This window comes from Paraburkholderia sp. GAS82, assembly GCF_050436285.1.
In the GTDB taxonomy this organism is placed as follows: domain Bacteria; phylum Pseudomonadota; class Gammaproteobacteria; order Burkholderiales; family Burkholderiaceae; genus Paraburkholderia; species Paraburkholderia phenazinium_B.
This window is the reverse complement of record NZ_JBNDLX010000027.1, coordinates 1-1,539: the sequence shown is the minus strand read 5'-3', so window position 1 is coordinate 1,539 and position 1,539 is coordinate 1. Positions and strand designations below refer to the sequence as shown.

The following is a 1,539-nucleotide window of genomic DNA, read 5'->3' as shown; positions in this document are numbered from 1 at the left end:
CACCCTTGAATTCCGCGCCCGGATTTGCCAAAGCGCCTTCTCCAATGCAAGGACCGGGACTTCCAACACCCGGACAACCTTCCGCGATCCGTCCCCCCATCGCATTCAACAATGGTGCAGGAATATTAACCTGCTTCCCATCAGCTACGCATTTCTGCCTCGCCTTAGGGGCCGACTCACCCTACGCCGATGAACGTTGCGTAGGAAACCTTGGGCTTACGGCGAGGGGGCCTTTCACCCCCTTTATCGCTACTCATGTCAGCATTCGCACTTCCGATACCTCCAGCACACTTTCCAGTGCACCTTCGCAGGCTTACGGAACGCTCTCCTACCATGCATATAAATATGCATCCGCAGCTTCGGTATATTGCTTAGCCCCGTTACATCTTCCGCGCAGGACGACTCGATCAGTGAGCTATTACGCTTTCTTTAAAGGATGGCTGCTTCTAAGCCAACCTCCTGACTGTTTTAGCCTTCCCACTTCGTTTCCCACTTAGCAATATTTGGGGACCTTAGCTGGCGGTCTGGGTTGTTTCCCTCTTGACACCGGACGTTAGCACCCGATGTCTGTCTCCCGTGATTGCACTCTTCGGTATTCGGAGTTTGCTATGGCGAAGTAATCCGCAATGGACCCTTCAACCATGACAGTGCTCTACCCCCGAAGGTGATACACGAGGCACTACCTAAATAGTTTTCGGAGAGAACCAGCTATTTCCAGGTTTGTTTAGCCTTTCACCCCTATCCACAGCTCATCCCCTAACTTTTCAACGTTAGTGGGTTCGGACCTCCAGTACGTGTTACCGCACCTTCATCCTGGCCATGGATAGATCACCTGGTTTCGGGTCTACACCCAGCGACTGAATCGCCCTGTTCGGACTCGCTTTCGCTACGCCTGCCCTAATCGGTTAAGCTTGCCACTGAATGTAAGTCGCTGACCCATTATACAAAAGGTACGCCGTCACCCCTTGCGAGGCTCCGACTGTTTGTATGCATGCGGTTTCAGGATCTGTTTCACTCCCCTCCCGGGGTTCTTTTCGCCTTTCCCTCACGGTACTGGTTCACTATCGGTCGATCACGAGTATTTAGCCTTGGAGGATGGTCCCCCCATCTTCAGACAGGATTTCACGTGTCCCGCCCTACTTGTCGTACACCTAGTTCTTCCAAACTGCTTTCGTCTACAGGGCTATCACCTGCTATGGCGGCACTTTCCAGAGCCTTCGACTAACAGTAAAGATAAAGAGTACAGGCTGGTCCCATTTCGCTCGCCACTACTCTGGGAATCTCGGTTGATTTCTTTTCCTGCGGCTACTTAGATGTTTCAGTTCGCCGCGTTCGCTTCGCACAGCCTATGTATTCAGCTGCGGATACTCCATACGGAGTGGGTTTCCCCATTCGGACATCTACGGATCAAAGCTCGTTTGCCAGCTCCCCGTAGCTTTTCGCAGGCTACCGCGTCCTTCATCGCCTGTGATCGCCAAGGCATCCACCACATGCACTTGTTCGCTTGACCCTATAACGGGTGTGTCTCATGCCGCATCC

1 rRNA gene is annotated in these 1,539 nt (G+C 52.9%); it reads right to left on the bottom strand.

Annotation, left to right across the window (positions count from 1 at the left end):
* Positions 1-1,510: ribosomal RNA gene (locus tag P3T17_RS37485) — 23S ribosomal RNA — on the bottom strand; the annotation flags it as partial.
* Positions 1,511-1,539: the final 29 nt, after the last annotated feature.